General features: G+C 61.5%; 21 protein-coding genes and 1 pseudogene. 13 read left to right on the top strand and 9 right to left on the bottom strand.

Annotation, left to right across the window (positions count from 1 at the left end):
* Positions 1–119: 119 nt before the first annotated feature.
* The 6 genes from BLV67_RS30280 to bioB all read right to left on the bottom strand — a co-directional run bounded on the left by BLV67_RS30280 (position 120) and on the right by bioB (position 5012).
* Positions 120–401: a hypothetical protein gene (locus tag BLV67_RS30280; protein WP_017138029.1), complete on the bottom strand. Its 282-nt coding sequence runs from the start codon at positions 399–401 to the stop codon at positions 120–122.
* A gap of 106 nt (positions 402–507) precedes the next feature.
* The gene (bioD, locus tag BLV67_RS30275; RefSeq protein WP_069787021.1) at positions 508–1188 is read right to left on the bottom strand and encodes a dethiobiotin synthase; all 681 of its coding nucleotides are present in this window, start codon (positions 1186–1188) and stop codon (positions 508–510) included.
* A complete protein-coding gene (bioC, locus tag BLV67_RS30270) occupies positions 1185–1997 on the bottom strand; it encodes a malonyl-ACP O-methyltransferase BioC (protein ID WP_069787020.1) in 813 nt (270 codons plus the stop codon). Before bioC ends, bioD begins: the two co-directional genes overlap by 4 nt.
* Positions 1990–2721 carry an alpha/beta fold hydrolase gene (locus BLV67_RS30265; protein ID WP_069787019.1) on the bottom strand — a complete coding sequence of 244 codons (732 nt, stop codon included), beginning with the start codon at positions 2719–2721 and terminating at the stop codon, positions 1990–1992. The genes bioC and BLV67_RS30265 overlap by 8 nt, the downstream gene beginning before the upstream one ends.
* Positions 2714–3895 (bottom strand): 8-amino-7-oxononanoate synthase, encoded by a 1182-nt coding sequence (bioF, locus tag BLV67_RS30260; RefSeq protein ID WP_065929408.1) that lies wholly within the window; start codon positions 3893–3895, stop codon positions 2714–2716. Before bioF ends, BLV67_RS30265 begins: the two co-directional genes overlap by 8 nt.
* Positions 3896–3956: 61 nt before the next feature.
* Positions 3957–5012, bottom strand: a complete 1056-nt coding sequence (bioB, locus tag BLV67_RS30255; RefSeq protein WP_017138024.1) for a biotin synthase BioB — start codon at positions 5010–5012, stop codon at positions 3957–3959.
* A gap of 105 nt (positions 5013–5117) precedes the next feature.
* Between bioB and BLV67_RS30250 the strand changes: the two are divergent.
* The 5 genes and pseudogenes from BLV67_RS30250 to rarD all read left to right on the top strand — a co-directional run bounded on the left by BLV67_RS30250 (position 5118) and on the right by rarD (position 10873).
* Positions 5118–5854: pseudogene (locus BLV67_RS30250) on the top strand (double zinc ribbon domain-containing protein).
* Positions 5855–5911: 57 nt separating this feature from the next.
* Positions 5912–6676 (top strand): TOBE domain-containing protein, encoded by a 765-nt coding sequence (locus tag BLV67_RS30245; RefSeq protein ID WP_069787018.1) that lies wholly within the window; start codon positions 5912–5914, stop codon positions 6674–6676.
* A gap of 79 nt (positions 6677–6755) precedes the next feature.
* Complete coding sequence (locus BLV67_RS30240; protein WP_069787017.1) at positions 6756–8654, top strand: PhoX family protein; 1899 nt, start codon at positions 6756–6758, stop codon at positions 8652–8654.
* A gap of 175 nt (positions 8655–8829) precedes the next feature.
* On the top strand, positions 8830–9804 hold the full coding sequence (locus BLV67_RS30235) for a serine/threonine protein kinase (protein WP_056857817.1): 975 nt from the start codon (positions 8830–8832) through the stop codon (positions 9802–9804).
* A gap of 184 nt (positions 9805–9988) precedes the next feature.
* On the top strand, positions 9989–10873 hold the full coding sequence (gene rarD / locus BLV67_RS30230; protein ID WP_017138019.1) for an EamA family transporter RarD: 885 nt from the start codon (positions 9989–9991) through the stop codon (positions 10871–10873).
* Between the two features lie 223 nt (positions 10874–11096).
* Here the strand turns inward: rarD and BLV67_RS30225 are convergent, their stop codons facing one another.
* Positions 11097–11609: a glycine cleavage system transcriptional repressor gene (locus tag BLV67_RS30225; protein WP_065929413.1), complete on the bottom strand. Its 513-nt coding sequence runs from the start codon at positions 11607–11609 to the stop codon at positions 11097–11099.
* Between the two features lie 377 nt (positions 11610–11986).
* Between BLV67_RS30225 and BLV67_RS30220 the strand changes: the two genes are divergently transcribed.
* Complete coding sequence (locus tag BLV67_RS30220) at positions 11987–14164, top strand: malate synthase G (protein WP_065929414.1); 2178 nt, start codon at positions 11987–11989, stop codon at positions 14162–14164.
* A gap of 65 nt (positions 14165–14229) precedes the next feature.
* Here the strand turns inward: BLV67_RS30220 and BLV67_RS30215 are convergent, their stop codons facing one another.
* Complete coding sequence (locus BLV67_RS30215; RefSeq protein ID WP_069787016.1) at positions 14230–14658, bottom strand: hypothetical protein; 429 nt, start codon at positions 14656–14658, stop codon at positions 14230–14232.
* A 127-nt stretch (positions 14659–14785) separates the two neighbouring features.
* Positions 14786–15232: a response regulator gene (locus tag BLV67_RS30210; protein WP_065929416.1), complete on the bottom strand. Its 447-nt coding sequence runs from the start codon at positions 15230–15232 to the stop codon at positions 14786–14788.
* Between the two features lie 247 nt (positions 15233–15479).
* Between BLV67_RS30210 and BLV67_RS30205 the strand changes: the two genes are divergently transcribed.
* The 7 genes from BLV67_RS30205 to BLV67_RS30175 all read left to right on the top strand — a co-directional run bounded on the left by BLV67_RS30205 (position 15480) and on the right by BLV67_RS30175 (position 23732).
* On the top strand, positions 15480–17402 hold the full coding sequence (locus BLV67_RS30205) for a putative nucleotidyltransferase substrate binding domain-containing protein (RefSeq protein WP_170875832.1): 1923 nt from the start codon (positions 15480–15482) through the stop codon (positions 17400–17402).
* Entirely contained in the window at positions 17399–18106 is a 708-nt protein-coding gene (locus BLV67_RS30200; protein WP_065929418.1) for a 3'-5' exonuclease, read from the top strand. Before BLV67_RS30205 ends, BLV67_RS30200 begins: the two co-directional genes overlap by 4 nt.
* Before the next feature lie 145 nt (positions 18107–18251).
* Complete coding sequence (locus tag BLV67_RS30195) at positions 18252–18770, top strand: RNA polymerase sigma factor (RefSeq protein ID WP_065929419.1); 519 nt, start codon at positions 18252–18254, stop codon at positions 18768–18770.
* The gene (locus BLV67_RS30190; RefSeq protein ID WP_069787015.1) at positions 18767–19729 is read left to right on the top strand and encodes a FecR domain-containing protein; all 963 of its coding nucleotides are present in this window, start codon (positions 18767–18769) and stop codon (positions 19727–19729) included. The genes BLV67_RS30195 and BLV67_RS30190 overlap by 4 nt, the downstream gene beginning before the upstream one ends.
* A 228-nt stretch (positions 19730–19957) precedes the next feature.
* A complete protein-coding gene (locus tag BLV67_RS30185) occupies positions 19958–22387 on the top strand; it encodes a TonB-dependent siderophore receptor (RefSeq protein WP_069787014.1) in 2430 nt (809 codons plus the stop codon).
* Between the two features lie 62 nt (positions 22388–22449).
* Positions 22450–23553: a PepSY-associated TM helix domain-containing protein gene (locus BLV67_RS30180; RefSeq protein ID WP_069787013.1), complete on the top strand. Its 1104-nt coding sequence runs from the start codon at positions 22450–22452 to the stop codon at positions 23551–23553.
* Entirely contained in the window at positions 23550–23732 is a 183-nt protein-coding gene (locus tag BLV67_RS30175; RefSeq protein WP_065929423.1) for a hypothetical protein, read from the top strand. The genes BLV67_RS30180 and BLV67_RS30175 overlap by 4 nt, the downstream gene beginning before the upstream one ends.
* Positions 23733–23822: the final 90 nt, after the last annotated feature.

The raw sequence follows: 23822 nt of genomic DNA, 5'->3' as shown, positions 1-23822 counted from the left end.
CTGCGGCGCAGTGCCACGTGATTTTGAAAGTGTAGAGGTTCCCAGGGGCGAATCAGCACAATGTGGGAGCGGGCTTGCTCGCTCCCACAGTAGAGCCCTATACAGACAGAGAGAGGGGATTAAGCGTAGGTATCGATCAAGGTGCCGAGCATTTCATCCGAAGCCTTGGCGACTTTCGCGCCCAGCTCCACTTGAAACTTGCCTTGGGCCATTTCGACCATGTTGCTCGCCGAGTTGGACGGCTGGGCGCGATCGTTGGCTTGCAGACGATCACTTTGTGCATCCGAGGGCTGGGTCGTCGCGGCGCCGGCGATTTTTCCGGCGGCCTGGTCGACGCGGTTCTGCCCGGCCTGAATGGTGCTCAGCCCCGAATAAAACGCGCTGCTTCCAGAGATTTCCATGGCGTAAGCCTGCCTTTAGAGAATCGTGAACTTGAATTGAAGCAGACATCCTGGCAAAACGCCCGTCAAAAACACTAATGGCATAATGCCTTAGCGATAGCCAAAATCAGTCAAGCAGGTCCAATTCCAGGTACTCGGCCACCACTTTCGCGCTGGCCTGCTTGAGCTTTGGCACCCGCCCCAGGCACGGCGCAGGCAACCGCTCAGCCAGGGTGGCGAGGTTTTCTTCCAGACGAGAGGTCTTGGGGTCGATGATATTCGCCACCCAACCCGCCAACGGCAAACCGTCGCGCGCGATGGCTTCGGCGGTGAGCAGCGCATGGCTGATACACCCCAGACGCACGCCCACCACCAGAATCACCGGCAGCTTGAGCGCAATGGCCAAGTCCGACAGGTTGTCCTGATCGGCCAACGGCACTCGCCAGCCGCCCGCGCCTTCAATCAAGGTGAAATCCGCGCGCTGCGCGAGTATGTGCTGCATCGGTTTCAACAATGATTGCACTGTAAGCGCCACACCGGCCTCTCGAGCGGCCAGGTGCGGCGCAATCGCGGGTTCGAAGGCCACCGGGTTGACCTCGGCATAGGTCAGCGGCAGCGAACATTCGGCCAGCAGTGCCAAGGCGTCGGCATTGCGCAAGCCTTTTGGGGTGACCTGGCAGCCTGAGGCCACCGGCTTTCCGGCGGCGGTGCTTTTACCCGCAAGCCGTGCGGCATGCAGCAGCCCGGCGGCGACGGTGGTTTTGCCCACATCAGTGTCGGTGCCGGTGATGAAATAAGCGGCGCTCATAAAGGTTTCTCCAGTACGGCGTACACCACTTGGTACGTGGCGGGCAGGCCCTGGGCCTGACGAAACTGCTCGTAAGCGTGCACCAGTGCAACAATCCGCGCGCGGCCCGTCAACCCTCCCGGTCGGCCGGGGTTGAGGTTATGCGCGCCCAACGCCTTGAGCTCATGGGTCAGGCTGCGCACATCCGGGTAATGCAGTACGTGAGGCTGGCGCTCCAGGCTCAGCACCCGTAAACCGCTGGCGGCACACAGCTGTTGGTAAGCCTCGAAGGTGCGAAAGCGGTTGACGTGAACCAGGCCATCCGCCGCACGCCAGCTTTGGCGCAACTCATCCAGGGTGCCCACGCACAAACTCGCAAATGCCAGCACGCCACCGGGTTGCAGCACGCGATAAGCCTCGCTGAGCACCGCATCGAAATTCGCGCACCACTGCACCGCGAGGCTGGAGAACAGCAGGTCGAAGCGCTCAGTTGCCAGCGGCAAGCGTTCTGCATCACCCGCGATAAAGTGCTGCGCGCCACCCAAAGGCCGCGCATGGCTGAGCATGCCTTCGGCGATATCCAGCGCCACCCCTTGGCTTGCCGGCAACAAATCGCCCAGCACACGGCTGAAATAACCCGTGCCGCAACCCACATCCAGCCAGCGTCGGGGTGCGATGGCAGCGGGCAGGCGCGACAACAGCTCATGCCCGACTGCGCGCTGCAACTCGGCGACGCTGTCGTAACTGGCGGCGGCGCGGGAAAACGAGGCCGCCACCTGGCGCTTGTCCGGCAAGCCGCCCGGCAGTAGCGGCTGGGATAAATCAGTCATCAACACACTCATGCAAAAAAGCCTGGATGGCCCCCGCTACTCCGTGAGGGTCTTCCAGAAGAAAAGCGTGACCGGCCTGTTCAATCAGGCCGATTTCTACATCAGGCAGCAGGGCCAACAGGTCACTCGCAGCTTCGGCGGGCACCAACCCGTCCAGCCCCGCAAACAGGTGCAGTTGCGGGCCGCGATACGCCTGCAAAGCGGCGCGGGTATCCAGTTGAGCAAGCAGTTCCAGGCCAGGCATCAACACGCTCGACGACGTATTCGGCGCCCCGCTGACCAACAGGCGCGACAGCCCGCGCGGGTCTTCGGCACCTTTGGCGCATAACAAACCGAAACGTTTAAGGGTGACTTGAGAGTCGGCGTGGCAACCCGCGAGGAACGCATCGAACGTCTCGGCAGGCATCGCACTGGGCCAGCCTTCATGGGCAACAAAACACGGATTGCTCGCCAACGTCAGCAGCCCGCAGCAGCGTTCGCCGCGCCGCGCCGCCAGCTCGGAGGCGAGCATGCCGCCCAGGGACCAGCCGCCCAGCCAGGCGTTGTCCGGCAGCGTGGCGTCGAGTTCGTCGAGCCATTCCTCCAGATCGCTGGAAGCCAGCACCGGCAACGGTTCGATATGCACGTGCAGGTGTTCGTCCAAACCCTGCAAGGCGGCAGCCAAAGACTCCAGCGGTGACACGCCGAGCCCCCAACCGGGCAGCAATACCAGTCGATCACGCATGGTCGGGCTCCGTAATACTTAACAACCGGAAACACTCATCCAATGCGCTTAACAATAGCTGCACCTGCGCCGCGCTGTGGGCCGCCGTCAGTGTCACGCGCAAACGCGCACTGCCGGCCGGTACGGTCGGTGGGCGGATGGCCGTCACCATCAGGCCGCGTTCGCGCAACATCTGCGACAGGCGCATGGCGGTGGCGCTGTCGCCAATCAGGATCGGCTGGATCGGCGTGAAGCTGTCCATCAAGCGCAGGCCAAGCTGCTCGGCGCCCTGGCGGAACTGGCGGATCAGGCCATTGAGGTGCTCACGTCGCCAATGCTCGGTACGCAGCAGCTCCAGGCTTTTCAAGGTGGCGCAGGCCAATGCCGGTGGCTGGCTGGTGGTGTAGATGTAGGGCCGGGCGAACTGGATCAGGCTTTCGATCAGCGCTTCACTGCCTGCCACAAACGCCCCGGCGGTGCCGAACGCTTTGCCCAGGGTGCCGACCAATACCGGCACGTCTTCCTGGCTCAAGCCGAAGTGCTCGACAATTCCGCCGCCCGTAGCACCTAACGGTCCGAAGCCATGGGCGTCATCGACCATCAACCAGGCGCCTTTGGCGCGGGCCTCACGGGCCAGTGCAGGCAAGTCGGCCAGATTGCCGTCCATGCTGAACACCCCATCGGTGACCACCAACGTATTGCCGGTAGCCTTCTCCAGGCGCTTGGCCAGGCTGCTGGCGTCGTTATGCAGATAGCGATTGAAACGCGCCCCGGACAGCAAGCCGGCATCCAGCAGCGAGGCGTGGTTGAGCCGGTCCTCCAGTACCGTATCGCCCTGCCCCACCAACGCGGTGACCGCGCCCAGGTTGGCCATATAGCCGGTAGTAAACAGCAGCGCACGCGGGCGCCCGGTGAGGTCGGCCAGCGCTTCCTCGAGTTCATGGTGCGGCGTGGCATGGCCGATCACCAGGTGCGAAGCGCCACCGCCCACGCCCCAGCGGGACGCACCGGCGCGCCAGGCCTCGATCACTTGCGGGTGATTGGCCAGGCCCAGGTAGTCGTTATTGCAGAACGCCAACAGCGGTTGCCCATCCACCACCACTTGCGGGCCTTGCGGGCTCTCAAGCAAAGGGCGTTGGCGATAGAGGTGTTCGGCACGGCGGGCAGCGAGGCGCGCGGCGAGATCAAAAGACATGCAGGCCTCGGCAGATCAAAGAACTTGAGACTGAATGCAATCCAACTGTGGGAGCTGGGCGTTAAACCACCGCGTTATAGAACTGCTCGCTGCTCTTTTGCTCCACCAACGCCTGCTCAATCGCCGCCTGATGCACTTCGTCGGCGTGCTCTTCACGGGCTTCCGGCAAGATCCCCAGGCGCGAGAACAGTTGCATGTCCTTGTCGGCCTGCGGGTTGGCGGTGGTCAGCAACTTGTCGCCGTAGAAAATCGAGTTGGCACCGGCAAAAAACGCCAGGGCCTGCATCTGCTCGTTCATCGCCTCACGCCCAGCCGACAAGCGCACATGGGATTGCGGCATCAGGATGCGCGCCACGGCGAGCATGCGGATAAAGTCGAACGGGTCGATGTCTTCGGCGTTTTCCAGCGGCGTACCGGCGACCTTCACCAGCATGTTGATCGGCACCGACTCCGGATGCTCCGGCAGGTTGGCCAGCTGGATCAGCAGGTTGGCGCGGTCGTCGAGGGACTCGCCCATGCCGAGGATGCCGCCCGAGCAGATCTTCATTCCCGAATCACGCACGTAAGCCAGGGTTTGCAGGCGCTCGCCGTAAGTGCGGGTAGTGATGATGCTGCCGTAGAACTCCGGCGAGGTATCGAGGTTGTGGTTGTAGTAGTCCAGGCCGGCCTGGGCCAGGGCTTCGGTCTGGTCCTGATCGAGACGGCCGAGGGTCATGCAGGTTTCCAGGCCCATGGCCTTCACGCCTTTGACCATCTGCAGCACGTAAGGCATGTCTTTGGCCGAAGGGTGCTTCCAGGCGGCGCCCATGCAGAAGCGCGTCGAGCCGATGGCCTTGGCGCGGGCCGCCTCTTCGAGGACCTTCTGCACTTCCATCAGCTTTTCTTTTTCCAGGCCGGTGTTGTAGTGGCCCGACTGCGGACAATATTTGCAATCTTCCGGGCAGGCGCCGGTTTTGATCGACAGCAAGGTCGACACCTGCACGCGGTTGGCGTCGAAATGCGCGCGGTGCACGGTCTGCGCCTGGAACAACAGGTCATTGAAGGGTTGCACAAACAGCGCTTTGACTTCGGCTAAAGACCAATCGTGACGCAGGGTGGCAGAGGTGCTGGCGCTCATGGGCGATTCCTTGATTATGCTTGGGCTTACGCTGTGGGAAGGGCAATAGCGGCAATACCCACAGTCAGTCACGACACGGATGCTCGGCATATTTAAGGAAGATTCATGCACTGTCAACCTGGATACAAACATCAGGTTTACATCTGGTTAGAAAACAACCAGATCTGTTTAATCTGCGATGAAGCGACAAACTCCAGCCACAACCTGTGCAATGTCTGCGAAATCGAACTGCCCTGGCTGTTGGAGCACTGCGAGGTGTGCGCCCTGCCACTGCCATGGAGGGTTTGATCTGCGGCCCCTGCCAAAAAAAACCGCCGGCCTATAAACAGGTGATCGCACCCTGGACCTACAGTTTCCCCGTCGACACCCTTATCAGCCGCTTCAAACACCAGTCGCGCTGGCCGCTGGGCCATCTGCTCGCACGCTTGCTGGGGCAGTATCTGCAACACCGTTTCGACAACACCGAACTCACCCGTCCCGACTGCCTGCTGCCGGTGCCCATGGCGCGCAAGCGCCTGCGTGAGCGCGGCTTCAACCAATCGTTGATGCTGGCCCGCTGGCTCAGCGCAGACCTCGACCTCCCACACGATGAACACCTGTTGTTACGCCCCCATGAAACCGTCGCGCAACAAGACCTCGATGCCAAGACCCGCCAACGCAACCTGCTCACGGCGTTTGCGCTGGCGCCCGACGCCCAGGTGCGGGGCCGCCACTTTGCGCTGGTGGACGACGTACTCACCACCGGCGCCACCGCTCACAGCCTGGCCCGGCTGTTGATGGACGCCGGCGCCCGTCAGGTCGATGTGTACTGCCTGGCCCGCACGCCAAAACCGGGCACATGACTTGACTCGCGTGCGTGGCGCCTGCAACGTCCGCTGACCTTATCGAAGCGTATCCACATGTCCCTGCCGACCTCCTTGAGCCAACACATCATCCGCCGTCCCCAGCGCATCGCCTTGCTGGCGCACATTGCCGAGCAGGGTTCGATCACCCGCGCGGCCAAGAGCGCCGGCCTGAGTTACAAGGCTGCATGGGATGCGATCGACGAGCTGAACAATCTCGCGCAAAAACCGTTGGTGGAGCGCAGCGTCGGCGGCAAAGGCGGCGGCGGCGCCAAGCTGACGGCCGAAGGTGAACGGGTGCTGCGTCTGTACCAGCGCCTGCAAGTGTTGCAAGCCGAGGTGCTGGGTTCGGATGAAGACGCGAGCGACCTCAACCTGCTCGGCCGCCTTATGCTGCGCACCAGCGCGCGCAACCAATTGCACGGCCAGGTCAGCGCCATCGAACACCAGGGCCGCAATGACCTGATTCGCCTGCAACTCTCGGGCGGCTTGAGCCTGAGTGCGCAGATCACCCACGACAGCACGCAACGGCTGGAGCTGGAGACCGGCGTAGAAGTGGTCGCCTTGATCAAGGCCGGGTGGCTGGAATTGCTCGCCATCGGGCAGACTGCAACACCTGGACACAATTGCATGAGCGGTGTGATCGAAACGATTCTCGAGGCCGATGATGGCCCCAGCGAAGTGCGCATCGCCCTGCCCAGCGGCCAGGTTTTATGCGCCCTGGCGCAGCCCGCCGCGCTTAAGGCACTGGCTGCGGTCGAAGGCGCAGCGGTCCGGGTGCAGTTCTCGCCCAACAATGTGCTGCTCGGCACACCGGCCTAGGCGCCCGCCGTCTTCAAGCTGCAACAAATTCGTCACGAGCGCTCCTTAAGGTGTCTGCAAAAACCGCAGGGAGCCTGAAATGGGCCTACTAGAAGAAAACCAAGCCACCGACCTTGAACAGATGGTCGGCCTCACCCGCCGCCGTTTTATCGGCGCCGGTGCCCTGTGCGGTGCCGCGATGTTCCTGGGCGGCAACCTGCTCACCCGCAGCGCAATGGCCGTGAACGCAGCCACCGCCAGCCCCTTGCTCGGCTTTACCAGCATCGCCGCCGCCACCAGCGACGCCATCACCTTGCCGCCGGGTTACTCCGCCTCGGTGCTGATCAGTTGGGGCCAGCCGTTGCACAAGAACGCACCGGCCTTCGACCCGTCCGGCAACGGCACCGCCAAGGCCCAGGAACAACAGTTCGGTGACAACAACGACGGCATGAGCCTGTTTGCCTTCCCCGGCGACAACAACCGTGCGCTGATGGCCATCAACAATGAATACACCAACTACCGCTACCTCTATGCCCACGGCGGCGCACCGCAATCGGCTGAAGACGTGCGCAAGGCCCAGGCCAGCGAAGGCGTATCGGTGATTGAGGTGCGGCGCAAGGGCGACACCTGGCAGTTCGTGCAGGACTCGCGCTACAACCGCCGCATCCACGGCAATACGCCGATCCGCCTGAGCGGCCCCGCTGCCGGCCATGCCTGGCTGAAAACCAGCGCCGACAACACCGGCAAAAAAGCCCTCGGCACCTTCCAGAACTGCGCCAACGGCAAGACCCCGTGGGGCACTTACCTGACCTGCGAAGAGAACTTCACCGACTGCTTCGGCAGCAGCAACCCGCAACAAAACTTCGACGCCGGGCAAAAGCGCTACGGCGTGGTGGCCACCAGCCGCGAGATCAACTGGCACCTGCACGACCCGCGCTTCGACATGGCCAAGAACCCCAACGAACTCAATCGCCACGGCTGGGTGGTGGAAATCGACCCGTTCGACCCGCAGTCCACGCCGGTAAAACGCACCGCCCTGGGCCGCTTCAAACACGAAAACGCCGCACTGGCTGAAACCCGTGATGGCCGCGCCGTGGTGTACATGGGCGACGACGAGCGTGGCGAGTTCATCTACAAGTTCGTCAGCCGCGATCCGATCAACCACCACAACCCCAAAGCCAACAAGAACCTGCTCGACCACGGCACCTTGTACGTGGCGATTTTCGATGCCGGCGACGGCGATGCCGACCACCCCAAGGGCAAGGGCGAATGGGTCGAACTCACCCACGGCAAAAACGGCATCGACGCCAGCTCGGGTTTCGCCAGCCAGGCCGAAGTGCTGATCCACGCGCGCCTGGCCGCCAGTGTGGTGAAAGCCACACGCATGGACCGCCCGGAATGGATCGTGGTCAGCCCCACCGACGGCCAGGTGTATTGCACGCTTACCAATAACGCCAAACGCGGCGAAGACGGCCAGCCGGTGGGCGGGCCGAACCCGCGCGAGAAAAACGTCTACGGGCAAATTCTGCGCTGGAAAGCCGATGCGGATAACCACGGCGCCAACACCTTCACCTGGGACTTGTTTGTGGTGGCCGGCAACCCCGGTGTGCATGCGGGTACGCCGAAGGGCGGCTCGTCCAACATCAACCCGCAAAACATGTTCAACAGCCCCGACGGTCTCGGCTTCGACAAGGCCGGGCGCTTGTGGATCCTTACCGACGGCGACTACAGCAACAAGGGCGACTTCGCCGGCATGGGCAATAACCAAATGCTGTGCGCCGACCCCAACACCGGGGAAATCCGCCGTTTCATGGTTGGGCCGGTGGCGTGCGAGGTCACGGGTATCAGCTTTTCGCCGGACCAGAAGACCCTGTTTGTGGGGATTCAGCATCCAGGGGAAACCGGCGGTTCGACCTGGCCGGAGCATCTGCCCAATGGCAAGCCGCGCTCGTCGGTGATGGCGATTCGGCGGGATGATGGTGGAATAGTCGGCGCCTGACAGGACCTTGTGGCGAGCGGGCTTGCCCCGCGTTGGGCTGCGCAGCAGCCCCAAAACAGCGGGAGCGCTGCGCACTCCAACGCGGGGCAAACCCGCTCGCCACAACAGCCACCACCTGGCTATGCTGTTACCATACCCGGCCGGACGCGGCGCCCTGCTGCGCGCAGGAGTTCGCATGGCCCACCCGTTTGAAACACTCACCCCTGATTTAGTACTCGACGCCGTCGAAAGTATCGGCTTCCTCAGCGATGCGCGCGTGTTGGCGCTCAACAGCTACGAAAACCGTGTGTATCAGGTGGGCATCGAAGACTCCGAGCCGCTGATCGCCAAGTTCTACCGCCCGCAACGCTGGACCAACGAAGCGATCCTGGAAGAACACCGCTTCACCTTCGAACTGGCCGAGTGTGAAGTGCCGGTGGTTGCGCCGCTGGTCCACAACGGCGAAAGCCTGTTCGAACATGCGGGTTTTCGCTTCACCCTGTTCCCACGCCGTGGCGGCCGGGCGCCGGAGCCGGGTAATCTCGACCAGCTGTATCGCCTTGGGCAATTGCTCGGGCGCTTGCACGCCGTGGGTTCCACCCGCCCGTTTGAACACCGTGAAGCCTTGGGCGTGAAGAACTTCGGTCACGATTCCCTCAACACCTTGCTCGAAGGCAATTTCATTCCCAAGAGCCTGTTGCCCGCTTACGAGTCGGTCGCCCGCGACCTGCTCAAGCGTGTGGAAGAGGTGTACAAGGCCACGCCACACAAGAACATCCGCATGCACGGCGACTGCCACCCCGGCAACATGATGTGCCGCGACGAGATGTTCCACATCGTCGACCTGGATGACTGCCGCATGGGCCCGGCCGTGCAGGACCTGTGGATGATGCTCGCCGGTGACCGCCAGGAATGCCTGGGCCAATTGTCGGAATTGATGGACGGCTATCAGGAGTTCCACGACTTCGACCCACGCGAACTGGCCTTGATCGAACCCCTGCGCGCCTTGCGCCTGATGCATTACAGCGCCTGGCTGGCCCGCCGCTGGGATGACCCGGCGTTCCCCCACAGCTTCCCGTGGTTCGGCAGCGAGCGGTATTGGGGCGACCAGGTGTTGGCGTTGCGCGAGCAACTGTCGGCGCTCAATGAAGAACCCCTGAAACTCTTCTGACTACCGATCGTCCCCACGCTCCGCGTGGGAATGCATCCTGTGACGCTCCGCGTCACGCACCTCAACTGCGGACGCAGAGCGTCCAACACGGCATTCCCACGCAGAGCGTAGGAACGATCATCCCATTGCCTGACAAAAATCCTTACAATCGCGCTTTGTAAGCTGCCTGAGCAAGGATTCTGCAATGCACGCCGCCAACCCCCGCAAGGGGTACATCCTGGGCCTGAGTGCCTATGTCATCTGGGGTCTGTTCCCACTTTATTTCAAAGCCATCGCCAGTGTTCCCGCCGCCGAAATCATCGTGCACCGCGTGTTGTGGTCGGCGCTGTTCGGCGGTTTGCTGCTGATGGTGTGGAAGCACCCCGGCTGGTTCCGCGAACTGCGTGACAACCCCAAGCGTCTGGCGATTCTGGCACTCAGCGGCTCATTGATTGCGGCCAACTGGCTGACCTACGTGTGGTCGGTGAACAGCGGGCGCATGCTGGAAGCGAGCCTGGGTTACTACATCAACCCGTTGGTGAATGTGCTGCTCGGCATGCTGATCCTGGGCGAGCGCCTGCGCCGCCTGCAATGGATCGCCGTCGGGCTGGCGGCGGTGGGTGTGGCGCAGCAAGTGTGGCAAGTCGGCAGTTTGCCGTGGGTGTCACTGGTGCTGGCGCTGACTTTCGGCTTCTACGGTTTGATCCGCAAACAGGCGCCGGTCAAGGCGCTGCCGGGGCTGGTGGTGGAAACCTGGATGCTGGTGCCGATCGCCGTCGCCTGGTTGTTGTTCAACCCGTCGGCCCATAGTGCGCAGCTTGAGTTTTGGAGCACTTCCGAAGCCTGGTGGCTGGTGGCCGCAGGCCCGGTGACGCTGATCCCGCTGGTGTGCTTCAACGCCGCCGCACGGCATCTGCCCTACACCGCGCTGGGCTTTCTGCAGTACGTGGCGCCGACGCTGGTACTGCTGGAAGCGGTGCTGCTGTTCGGCGAACACCTGGCGACCAGCACGCTGATTGCCTTCGCGTTCATCTGGGCAGGCCTGGTGGTCTACAGCCTGGATGCCTGGCTGACGGTGCGCAAACGCTGATCAAATAACGTACAAACCTCTGCAAGCCACAGTGCACGTGGCTTGCAGGCATTCACCCCAAGGTTATCCACAGCCTGATCCCCGCCATTTGTGCACAAGCCCTTGAAACTGCTCGTTTTTTGCTCAACCGACGAAGAGGCCCGGTCAGCTTGGCCTGGCGCCGGGTCTCTACAGGTTATCCACAGGCCCATGCAAGATTTCCATGCATAACCCAGTGGACCGATTATTCCTCGTGGTGCAGTTCCACCATCAAATCATCGGCCAAGGTTTCCAGGGACAGCTGCAGGGTATCCAGGGACAACGCGGTCGGCACTTGCAGCAGCGCTTCGGCACTGAACAGTGGATCACCGCTCATGGGCGCCGGACGTACATCCGTGCTCAGGCTGGCCAGGTTCACGCCTTGCTTGCTCAGCAGCGCTGTGATTTCGCGCACGATGCCCGCGCGGTCATTGCCTACCAGCGTCATCATGATCGATTTGGACGCCGAGGCCTGCCCGCTGCTGCCCTCGCCCACCAGCACACGGATTCCGTGTGTGGATAAGTCCTCCAGCGCCCCCACCAGCGCCTGACGCTGTTCCGTCGGCACACTGACCCGCAAGATCCCGGCAAACTGCCCGGCCATGTGCGCCATGCGGCTTTCCAGCCAGTTGCCGCCGTGGGCAGCAATGTTCTGCGCGATGCGTTCAACCAGGCCGGGTTTGTCGGCGGCGATAATAGTGAGTACAAGATGGTCCATGGCGAAGCCCTCGGTGGGTTGATCATCGATTATAGGCACACACCCTGTGGGAGCGGGCTTGCCGCGATGGGGCCTGTCAGTTACACATCGGTTGGCTGAGCTATCGCTATCGCGGGCAAGCCCGCTCCCACACACAGCCAAGGCCTGGAGAAGTGGCCAGGAACAAATCGTGTACCATTTTTATATTTATCTGGAACAATCCAATAGTTTTTTGAGAACATCCGATTCTCCGCTGTGACCGTACGACCAAAATGAGTCGCTAAACGACGTATTTAGTCTAATTTTCACAACCGCAAGTCATCATGTAGTATGCCCAACCGTGCACTACATAATGAAAATCTGAAACAGCGCATAAGCTCCGCAGAGTGAGGCAAGCAATGACTGAACACGTTCAAGTCGGTGGCCTGCAGGTCGCCAAAGTCCTGTTCGACTTCGTGAACAACGAAGCCATTCCCGGCACCGGCATTACTGCCGACCAGTTCTGGGCCGGCGCCGACAAGGTCATCCACGACCTGGCACCGAAGAACAAAGCCCTACTCGCCAAACGCGATGATTTCCAGGCGCGGATCGACACCTGGCACCAGACCCACGCCGGCAAGGCCCACGACCCAGTGGCTTACAAAGCCTTCCTGCAAGATATCGGCTACCTGCTGCCGGAAGCCGCAGACTTCCAGGCCTCGACCCAAAACGTCGACGACGAAATCGCCCGTATGGCCGGCCCGCAGCTGGTCGTGCCGGTCATGAATGCCCGCTTTGCCCTCAACGCCTCCAATGCCCGCTGGGGCTCGCTGTACGACGCGCTGTATGGCACCGATGCCATCAGCGAAGCCGACGGCGCCGAGAAGGGCAAGGGTTACAACAAAGTGCGTGGCGACAAGGTCATTGCCTTCGCCCGTGCTTTCCTCGACGAAGCCGCGCCGCTCACCGCCGGCAGCCACGTCGACTCCACCGGTTACAAGATGGTGGATGGCAAGCTCATCGTCAGCCTCAAGGGCGGCAGCAACAGCGGCCTGCGCGACGATGCACAGCTGATCGGCTTCCAGGGCCCTGCGGCCGAGCCGATTGCGATCCTGCTTAAACACAACGGCCTGCACTTCGAAATCCAGATCGACGCCAGCACCCCCGTCGGCCAGACCGACGCCGCCGGCGTCAAAGACGTGCTGATGGAAGCCGCGCTGACCACCATCATGGACTGCGAAGACTCCGTCGCCGCCGTGGATGCCGATGACAAAGTGGTGATCTACCGCAACTGGCTCGGCCTGATGAAGGGCGACCTGGCCGAGGAAGTGGCCAAGGGCGGCAAGACCTTTACCCGTACCATGAACGCCGACCGTGTCTACACCGGCGCGGATGGCCAGGACGTGACCCTGCACGGCCGTTCGCTGTTGTTCGTGCGCAACGTTGGCCACTTGATGACCATCGACGCGATCCTGGATAAAGACGGCAACGAAGTGCCGGAAGGCATCCTCGACGGCCTGCTCACCAGCCTGGCGGCGATCCACAGCCTCAACGGCAACAGCAGCCGCAAGAACAGCCGTACCGGCTCCGTGTACATCGTTAAACCGAAGATGCACGGCCCCGAAGAAGCCGCGTTTACCAATGAGCTGTTCGGCCGCATCGAAGACGTGTTGAACCTGCCGCGTAATACGCTGAAAGTCGGGATCATGGACGAGGAGCGCCGCACCACGGTCAACCTCAAGGCCTGCATCAAGGCGGCGAGCGAGCGTGTGGTGTTTATCAACACCGGCTTCCTCGACCGCACCGGCGATGAAATCCACACCTCCATGGAAGCCGGCGCGATGGTGCGTAAAGCTGCCATGAAGGCGGAAAAATGGATCGGCGCCTACGAAAATTGGAACGTCGATATCGGCTTGAGCACCGGCCTGCAAGGTCGTGCGCAGATCGGTAAAGGCATGTGGGCCATGCCCGACCTGATGGCGGCGATGCTTGAGCAGAAAATCGCCCACCCATTGGCCGGCGCCAACACCGCCTGGGTGCCATCGCCGACGGCAGCTGCGCTGCACGCCCTGCACTACCACAAGGTTGATGTGTTCGCCCGTCAGGCCGAGTTGGCCAAGCGCGAACGCGCCTCGGTGGACGACATTCTGACCATCCCTCTGGCCAGCAACACCGATTGGTCCGAAGAAGAAATCCGCAACGAGCTGGACAACAATGCCCAGGGCATCCTCGGCTATGTCGTCCGTTGGATCGACCAGGGCGTCGGCTGCTCGAAAGTGCCGGACATCAACGATGTGGGCCTGATGGAAGACCGCGCCACCCTGCGCATCTCCAGCCAGCACATCGCCAACTGGTTGCGCCACGGCATCGTCAACGAAGCCCAGGTGATGGAAAGCCTCAAGCGCATGGCGCCGGTGGTGGACCGTCAAAATGCCGGGGATGCGTTATATCGCCCGCTGGCACCGGACTTCGACAGCAACATCGCGTTCCAGGCGGCGGTGGAGTTGGTGATTGAAGGGACCAAGCAGCCGAACGGGTATACGGAGCCTGTGTTGCATCGCAGGCGTCGTGAGTTCAAAGCCAAGAACGGGCTTTGATTAAACGCTGAACAAAACAAAGCCCTGTTCGTAAGATCAGGGCTTTGTTCTTATCAGGCGGGTAATCACGCAAACACAAACGTGGCTTCTCCTGTACCGTTAATCGTAACTTCCATCTCCTCATGGACAAACGTCAAATTCATGTAGGTAATATAATTTGTATACGTATTCGGGGAACCCGCGTCTTTGGAAATAACCATAAATTTCCCGGACGCAGGAGCAATAAAATAATTACCCGACTCGTCTCTATAATCGATGTTTCCTCGATGCTTATCTATATCTCGCGGGAAGCTGAATTCATACGCTGCCTCGCGTGGAAACAGCGTATTCCCGTACTCAGCTGTCAACGAACCCGCCCCGTCGGTGATGACCGAAAAATCTCTCAGACTTGCTCTCAGATTAGAAGGCTTTACAAGGCGTGCCTTTCCATCCCTGAGAATTAGAACACTTGCGTCATCGCTACTTGCTTGATCATTAGACTTTTTAATAGGCATAACGAGCTCCTGTGGAGGATGTAAGGTCCTGGCTGAAAACCAGAACTCTCCGGCCAAGTAAACAACCCGCCCACCTGCTTGCCTACTGTGAGAACTGACAGTTCAAATAAAAAAAGATAAACGGCAGTTATTGAGCCATCCCCAACTCGCGCTTGACCATCTTCGCCAACTTCACGCTATCAATTGGCTTGAGCAAAAAATCCACCACGCTCAAATGCATCGCATCGATCACATCCGGCGCTTCCGCGTCCCCCGACATGATGATGATCGGCAACGCGGCACGGGTTGAATCGCGCACCTTGCGAATCAATTGCAGGCCGTTGCTCGGCGCCATGCGCAAATCGGTGATCAGCAAACCGATGGAACTGCTGGAGCTCAACAAATCCCACGCTGCCTCACCACTGGCGGCGGTCATGCAGCGAATGCCGTCCAGGCCCAGAATTTCTGCCAGCAATTCACGTGCGTCCTTGTCGTCATCGACAATCAGCACCCGTTGTGGCGGCAGATCGGGCTCCAGCATCACGGCGCTCAGCGCCTCGCGCTCGGCATCACTCAAAATATCGTGGTCGGACATACGTTTCTCAGCAGTTCTATTCAAGCTCCCAGCACACTCGTCAGACATCTGCGGAAGGGCGAACAATGTGCACTTCGTCGGAAAGTTTGCCTAGTGGGCGTTCTACGGGGTTTGGACGATAGTCATGTAAGGTTTTTCCCTAGTTGTGGTGGGTTTTACCGAGACCTAGACTTACGTCCAATGGGCACCCGCCGCGCGGGAGTCGACCATGCAGGACGATAACGACAAAAAAACTGCGGTCACTGTTATGAGTAAAGCTGATGCTTTCACGCAGGCGGGAAAAACCGCCGTGTTGCAGAACATCCACGGCACTTTGCAATTCCTGCAACGCTTCCCTCCGTTTAACCAGATGGAAAACGCCCACCTGGCGTTTTTGGTCGAACAGTGCCAACTGCGCTTCTACGGCCCCGGCGACAGCATTCTCAAACCGTCCGGCGGGCCGGTGGAGCACTTCTATATCGTCAAGCAGGGCCGCGTCGTCGGCGAACGGCCGGACTCGACGCAAGCCACCTTCGAAATCACCACCGGCGAGTGCTTCCCCCTCGCCGCGTTGCTGGGTGAGCGTGCCACCCGCACCGAGCACAAAGCCGCCGAAGACACCTTTTGCCTGCAACTGAACAAGCCGGCGTTTATCAAGCTGTTCGCCCTTTCCAGCCCGTTTCGCGATTTTGCCCTGCGCGGTGTCAGCAGCCTGCTGGATCAGGTCAACCAGCAGGTGCAGCAAAAGGCCGTGGAAACCCTGGGCACCCAGTATTCGCTGAACACCCGCCTGGGTGAATTGGCCATGCGCCATCCGGTCACCTGCAGCCCGACCACGCCCCTGCGCGAAGCGGTGACGCTGATGCATGAGCAACAAGTGGGCAGCATCGTGATCGTCGATGCGCACAAGGCGCCGCTGGGGATTTTCACCTTGCGCGACCTGCGCCAGGTGGTCGCCGACGGCACCAGCGACTTCAATCAAGCCATCGCCGGCCATATGACCCAGGCGCCGTTCTTTTTAAGCCCGGACCACAGCGCCTTCGACGCGGCCATCGCCATGACCGAGCGGCATATCGCCCATGTGTGCCTGGTAAAAGACCAGCGCCTGTGTGGCGTGGTGTCCGAGCGCGACCTGTTTTCTCTGCAACGGGTCGACCTGGTGCACCTGGCCCGCACCATCCGCAACGCGCCTCGAGTGGAAAACCTGGTGGTGATTCGCGGCGAGATCGGCCAACTGGTGGAACGCATGCTGGCCCATGGTGCGTCGTCCACCCAGATCACCCACATCATTACCCTGCTCAACGACCACACCGTGTGCCGAGTGATCGAACTGACCCTGGCCGACAAAGGCGACCCTGGCGTGCCCTTCAGCTGGCTGTGTTTCGGCAGCGAAGGGCGCCGTGAACAAACCCTGTTTACCGACCAGGACAACGGCATCCTGTTCGAAGCCACGGACGCCGCCGAAGCCGCCGAGATCCGCGGCCGCCTGCTGCCACTGGCGCAGCAGATCAACCAAAGCCTGGCGCTGTGCGGCTTCAGCCTGTGCAAGGGCAATATCATGGCCGGCAACCCCGAGCTGTGCCTGTCGCGGGCTGAATGGGCGCGGCGCTTTGGTGCCTTTATCCGCGAAGCCACGCCGGAGAACCTGCTGGGCTCAAGCATCTATTTCGACTTGCGCGTGGTGTGGGGCGACGAGCGCGGGTGTGAGCAACTGCGCCAGGGCATTCTGGATCAGGTGGCCGATAACCGCTTGTTCCAACGTATGCTGGCCGAGAATGCCTTGCGCCAGCGCCCGCCGGTCGGGCGTTTCCGCGACTTTGTGCTGACGCGCAAAGGCACCGAAAAGGCCACGCTCGACCTCAAGGTGCAGGGCCTTACACCTTTTGTGGATGGCGCACGCCTGTTGGCCCTGGCCAATGGTATTCACACCAACAACACCCTGGAGCGCCTGCGCCAACTGGTGGCCAAGGAGGTCATCGAACCGCTGGACGGCGCCGCCTATGAGGAGGCGTATCACTTTATCCAGCAAACGCGCATGCAGCAGCATCAGCTGCAAACCCGCGAGAACCTGCCGTATTCCAACCGTGTCGACCCCGACAGCCTCAACCACCTGGACCGGCGCATCCTGCGCGAATCCCTGCGCCAGGCCCAACGCCTGCAAAGCAGCCTGACGCTGCGGTATCAGCTGTGAGCCTGTTCGGTTGGCTGCGTAAGAAAAAACCCGGGCTCGACGCAACCCAACAGCAGCGCCTGGCGCACTTGCCCAGGCCCGCAGCCTTGGGCGACGGGTCTTTACGCAGGCAACGCTGGGTGGTGGTCGACCTGGAAACCAGCGGCCTGAACCTCAACCGCGACCAGGTGCTGTCCATCGGTGCAGTGATCATCGAGGATGGCGCAGTGGATTTTTCGCAGATGTTCGAGCGCACCCTGCTACGGGCCAACACCAAGGTTGGCCCCAGCGTGTTGATCCACGGCCTCGGCCCCAGTGCGATTGCCGCCGGCAGCGACCCGGCCGAAGCCTTGCTGGATTTTATGGCCTTTGTCGGCGACAGCCCGTTGCTGGCGTTCCATGCGCCGTTCGACCAACACATGCTGTGCCGGGCGCTCAAGGACAGCCTGGGTTATCGGTTGACCCACCCGTTCCTTGATGTCGCCGACATCGCCCCGCTGTTGTGCCCCGACGCGAATATCCGTGAAGCCGGGCTCGATGACTGGATCAGCCACTTCAAGCTGCACGTGGGCGAACGCCATCACGCCAGCGCCGATGCATTGGCCACGGCAGAGCTGATGCTCATCCTGTTCAGCCGTGCGCGCCAACAGGGAATCGACAGCCCACAGGCGCTGCAAGAGCGCTTGAGCCAATGGACACGGCGCAAACAAACACCCTCTTTCTAGCGAAACGCGAAGCGTCCCAGGAGGCATTCCCACGCAGAGCGTGGGAACGATCGTCCGACAGACGCCAATTGCGCCCACTCCCGGCCTCTGACACAATCGCGAATAATTCTCGTTAGTTTAAACCCCTTGTTTATTCGGTGATGCCTTGTCGTCGGTCCAAACCCCACACAGTCAGCTTGTTGGCGCGTTGTATCGCGACCATCGTGGCTGGCTATTGGCGTGGCTGCGACGCAATGTGGCCTGCCCGAGCCGCGCCGAAGACCTGAGCCAGGACACCTTCATGCGCCTGCTGGGCCGCGACGAACTGCGCGAACCCCGCGAGCCGCGCGCGTTTCTGGTGGCCATCGCCAAAGGCTTGCTGTTCGACTACTTCCGCCGCGCGGCACTGGAACAGGCCTACCTCACCGAACTGATGCTGATCCCGGAAAGCGAACACCCTTCGCCCGAACAACAGCAACTGATCCTCGAAGACCTCAAGGCCATCGACCGCCTGCTCGGCAAACTGTCGAGCAAGGCCCGCGCCGCCTTCCTCTATAACCGCCTCGACGGCCTGGGCCACGCCGAAATCGCCCAGCGCCTTGGCGTGTCGGTGCCGCGTGTGCGCCAGTACCTGGCCCAGGGCATTCGCCAGTGCTACATCGCGCTGTATGGCGAGCCGCTGTGACCGGCGCCAAACCGGTCACCGCCCGTGTGCTGGATGCGGCGATTGCCTGGCAACTGTCGCTGGGCTCGGGCGACGGCAGCGCTGTGGAACAAGAAGAGTTCGGCAAATGGCTGGCCAGCGATGAAGAACACGCGCGCGCCTGGCGCCAGCTGGGCATGCTCGACCAGCGTTTCAGCCTGGCCTCGGGCCCGGCGCGGGCGGCGTTGTTGCAGTCACGCCAAGGCATTCGCCAGCGCGTGCGCAAGTTGGGCAGTGGTTTGGCCAGCATCGCGCTGGTGATTGGCCTCGCGCTGTTTGCCGGTGAACGTTACGTGCCCATCCACTATTGGCTGGCCGACCAACGCACGGCCACCGGCGAACAACGCACGCTGAAGCTGGCCGACGGCACGCTGATCAACCTCAACACCCACAGCGCCATCGACGTGCGCTTTGATGAAAAACGCCGATTGATCGTGTTGCAGGAAGGCGAAATCCTGGTCGAAACCGGCCACAACGATGCGCGGCCGTTCTACGTGCAAACCCGCGACGGCAGCCTGCGCGCCCTGGGCACGCGGTTTATCGTCAGGCGCGAAGACGACGCCACGCGCCTGAGCGTGCTGCAATCTGCTGTGGCCGCCCAGCCTGAGGCGCTGCATCAGGAACAGATTTTCAAGCAAGGCCAGCAAGTGCTGATGCGCAGCGACGGCCTCGGCCCTGCGCTGGTGCTCACACCCGCCGCAGACGCCTGGACGCGCGGCATGCTGGTGGTCGACAACGCCCGCCTGGGCGATGTGGTTGCCGAACTTGGCCGCTATCGCACCGGCTACCTGGGCGTGGACAAAAACGTGGCCGACCTGCGCATCACCGGCAGCTTCCCGCTGCACGACACCACGCTGGCGCTCAACGCCCTGCTGCCGACCCTGCCGGTGCAGATCGAGCAGCACACGCCGTGGTGGGTGACGGTGAAGGGTAAGCCTTAGGTTTTTCAGCGCCTGGGCGATCGCCTTCGCGAGCAAGCCCGCTCCCACAGTTGACCGTGTTCTAACTGGAAAAACGCGGTCAACTGTGGGAGCGGGCTTGCTCGCGAAGAGGTCCTCAAAAACACCATAACGCTTCAGAGCAAAAATATTTCCACCCAGCCCTATCACTTTTTGATTCTCGTCCGGCACCTAGGCAATTGAGAAATATTTTCATTCAGGAGCCGCCCCATGTCCCGCACGCTAGACACCTTGTTGCGCCCCAGCCTGTTAGCCGTGGCCATTGCCCTCAGCGCCCCGCTGACGAGCACCGCGCTGATCGCCGCCGAGCAAGCCAGCAACGTGCGCGCCTACAACCTGCCGGCTGCGCCATTGGCCAGCACCCTGAACCAGATCGCCAGCCAGGCCGGTTTGGCGCTGACGCTTAACCCATCGCTGGCAGCGGGCAAGACCTCGGCACCGGTCAAAGGCCAGTTCGATGCCCAGGGTGCGTTGCGTGAGGCGTTGCGTGGCACGGGGTTGCAGTTGGAGCAGAGCAGCGCGGGGACGTTTACGCTGGTGGCCATTCCTGAAGGTGTCGTGGCGTTGCCAGAGACCAGCATCATTGCCCAGGGCAGCGATGAAAGCGCTTGGGGGCCCGTCGACGGCTACCTGGCCAAGCGCACCGCGGCCGGCACCAAGACCGACACCGCGCTGGTTGAAGCGCCGCGCTCGATCTCCGTCGCCACCCGCGAGCAGATGCAGGACCGCAACGTTCAGAACCTGGATGACGCGGTTAAATACATGCCCGGCATCGTGTCCGCCAGCTACGGCAGCGACACCCGCTACGACTGGATGCGCGTGCGCGGCTTCGAGCCCACGCAATTCCTCGATGGCCTGCCACTGCCACGCGGCGTGTACGCCAACCCGAAAGCCGAAACCTGGAACCTCGACCGCCTCGCCCTGCTGCGTGGCCCGGCCTCGTCGGTCTACGGCCAAACGCCGCCGGGCGGCCTGCTGGACATGGTCAGCCGTCGTCCCAGCGAAGAACAAAGCAGCGCCATCCAAGTGCAATACGGCAGTGACAATTACCGCCAGATCAACTTCGCCAGCACCGGCAAGATCGATGATGAAGGGCAGTTTCTGTATGACCTCAGTGGCGTGGTGCGCGATGCCGACACCCAGATCGATCACATCGACAACAAGCGCTACAACATTGCGCCGAGCCTGACCTGGAATATCGACCCGGATACCAAGCTGACTTTTCTGTCGCAGTTCACCCGTGACGATACCGGTGCCACCAGCCAGTTTTTGCCCATCCAGGGCACCAAGCTCAAATCACCCCTGGGTGATATTTCCCATCACAAAAACCTGGGCGACCCGGATTACGAGTACTACGACCGCACCTACTACGCGTTGGGCTATGCATTCGAGCATCGCATCAATGACACCTGGCAGTTCCGTCAGAACCTGCGCTACACCAAGTCGGAGTTGTCATTTCAGACACTCACCGTAGGTGCGTATCCCTACACGATGGTTGACGCAGACGGCAACGTCGGCCGCACCTCGACAAACGTGGACGAGAACATCGGCCAATTGGCCCTGGACAACAACTTCCAGGCCGACTTCACCACCGGCGACATCTCCCACACCCTGTTGCTCGGCCTGGATCACCAGCGCACCGATACCTCTTACCTGTCGATTTACGGCGATGGCCTGAAGACCAACGTCAACAATCCGATCTACGGCCAGCCCATCGTTCGTCCCGCTCGCTCCGGGGCTTATTACGACTACAACCAGAAAACCGTGCAGACCGGCCTCTACGCTCAAGACCAGATGGCGCTTGACCAATGGCGCCTGACCTTGGGCGGCCGCGAAGACTGGGTGCATCAGGGCACCACGTACTTCAACCAGAAAGATGCGACCAATACCGACCGAATCAAACATTTCAGCGGCAACGCCGCACTCAGCTACGTATTTGATTCCGGCTTCGTACCCTATATTTCCTACGCTGAATCCTTCCAACCGGCGAGCAATGCCAGCGTCTCGGCGACCGAGTCCTACAAACCCACCGAAGGCAAACAGTGGGAACTGGGTATCAAGTACCAGCCACCGGGCTCGAACACTTTGCTCAGTGCCGCCGTGTATGACCTGACCCAGAAAAACGTGCTGGTAACCACCACTACCGCCGGCAGCATTCCAGTCACCAACCAGACCGGTGAAGTGAAGGTCAAAGGCCTGGAACTGGAAGCCGTGTCTGATGTGACCGACAACCTCAAAGTTATCGCTTCCTATACCCTGGCCAAATCCGAGGTGCAAAAAGGCGACTACAAAGGTAATCGTCTGCAACTGATGCCAAACCAGCAAGCAACCCTGTGGACCGATTACACCTGGCACACGGGTGTCCTCGACGGCTTCGGTATTGGCCTGGGTGCGCGCTACACCGGCAATACCTATGGCGACCAAGGCAATACGTGGTTGGGCAAGGCCGACGCCTACACCGTGTTCGATGCGGCCGTGCACTACGACCTCGGCCGTCTGGACAACAGCCTCAAAGGTGCCTCGGTAAAACTCAACGCGACCAACCTGTTCGACAAGGACTACATTTCAACCTGCGATGGTTTCTATTGCTACTACGGCGACCAACGCAGCGTCGTCGCCAGCGCCACCTATCAATGGTAATCGGCTGAGTTAACAACCGGGCCGCCCCTGTGGGCGGCTTCGGTGTGTCTGAAGGCTAGAAAATGAAAAGCAAAACCATCCGCCGCTGGTCCTTCATCCACACCTGGACCAGCCTGATCTGCACGGTATTCCTGCTGCTGCTCGCCCTTACCGGCCTGCCGTTGGTGTTTCACCACGAGATCGACCACCTGCTGGGCAACGAGCCTGAACTGGCACAGATGCCTGCCGATACGCCGCAACTGAACCTTGAGCAGTTGGTGGCCAAAGCCCTGGCCCATCGCCCCGGCGAGGCCATGCAGTACCTGGCGTGGGACGAAGACGACAAGAACGGCGTGATCGCGATCATGGCCGCCACGGCCGGCACCGAGCCCAACTCGTCCCACACCTTCATGCTGGATGCGCGTACCGGTGAGGCCGTGGAAACCCCGGCGGCCAATGGCGGGTTGACCCTGTTCCTGCTGCGTTTGCACGTGGACATGTTCGCCGGGCTGCCGGGCAAGTTGCTGCTGGCGTTCATGGGCATTCTGTTTGTGGTGGCAATTGTCTCGGGCACGGTGCTGTACCTGCCGTTTATGCGCCGGTTGAAGTTCGCCACCGTACGTAAAGACAAATCCGCCCGCCTGCGCTGGCTCGACCTGCACAACCTGATCGGCGTGGTCACGCTGACCTGGGCGCTGGTGGTGGGCGTCACCGGCGTGATCAGCGCCTGCGCCGATTTGATCATCGCCGCCTGGCGCCAGGACAGCCTCAGCGCCATGATCGAGCCGTACAAAAACGCGCCGCCGCTGACCCAACGCGCACCGGCCACCGAATTGCTGAGCATCGCCGCCAAGGCCGCGCCCGGCATGGAGCCGGACTTTATCGCCTTCCCCGGTACGCGCTTTTCCAGCGAACACCACTACGCGGTGTTCATGAAGGGCAGCACGCATCTGACCTCGCACCTGCTCACGCCGGTGCTGATCGACGCCGGCACCCTGGCCGTCACCGCCATCGCCGAACGGCCGTGGTACATGGACGCCATGGGCATGTCCCAACCGCTGCACTTTGGCGACTATGGCGGCATGCCGATGAAAATCCTCTGGGCGGTGCTGGATGTGCTGACCATCATCGTGTTGGGCAGCGGGGTTTACCTGTGGATTGTGCGGCGCAAGGCGGCCAAGCCATGAAGCCGCGCCAGTCGAGTTTCTGGAAGGTGTTCGGCATTCCGCTGGGGGTAGGCCTGCTCAGCGCGGCGGGGTTGTTTGCGGCGCTGTTGGGTGACGGGTTGTGGGATTCGTTGAGTTGGGTGGGGTTGGGTGTTCCTGCTGCCATTGGGGCTTGGGGGTTGTTTAAGCGGCGCGGCTGAAGGCGCTATCGCAGGCAAGCCAGCTCCCACCTTTAACGGTGTTCACAATTCAACAGGTGGGAGCTGGCTCGCCTGCGATTAGGCCTTCAA

The organism is Pseudomonas salomonii (genome assembly GCF_900107155.1).
Lineage (GTDB): Bacteria > Pseudomonadota > Gammaproteobacteria > Pseudomonadales > Pseudomonadaceae > Aquipseudomonas > Aquipseudomonas salomonii.
Note: the sequence above shows the minus strand (reverse complement) of the source record. Positions and strands in the feature narration are given on the sequence as shown.